This window comes from Streptomyces litchfieldiae, assembly GCF_031845365.1.
Lineage (GTDB): Bacteria > Actinomycetota > Actinomycetes > Streptomycetales > Streptomycetaceae > Streptomyces > Streptomyces litchfieldiae.
The window spans coordinates 1-420 of record NZ_JAVREL010000137.1; the positions used below are offsets into that span (position 1 = coordinate 1).

The 420-nt window shown below is 63.1% G+C and carries 1 protein-coding gene; it reads right to left on the reverse strand.

The window, feature by feature from the left end; genetic code table 11:
- Positions 1–237 (reverse strand): DUF3052 family protein (locus tag RM590_RS35760; protein WP_311708975.1); only part of this gene is annotated, 237 nt, incomplete at its 3' end.
- Positions 238–420 lie beyond the last annotated feature (183 nt).

Here is a 420-nt window from a genome sequence, read left to right on the forward strand (position 1 = left end):
GTCCATGAGCCGGTCGACCAGATCCCCGTCGTCGTCTCTCCACCAGAGCAATACGACATCTACGACTTCGTCCGAATCCTCATCGAGCAGCTCGGAGCCGCACGCTTCCTCGATGTCGGCCCGGATGTCGTCGTCGCTATCCTCGTCCCAACCCAGTTCCTGGACTATCTGATCCTTCTGGATCCCCAGGATGTGGGCGTAGTTCGGGCCTGAGTCCGTCCCCGCCGCCGCGACCACCGTCGTCCTCCTTAACCTTTCTTCGAGCCTCTCTCAAGACCTGTCCGTTGCCCGCCTCATTCGCGCGTGCGATGCGTGTTGTGCCCTATCGTCGCACGCCGACCCACCGGTGCGGGTGTCCGGCGGGCGAGTTTGTCCGCCCGCCGGTCAGTAAGCCTTGTCGCATCGGTTCAGTGCGTTCTC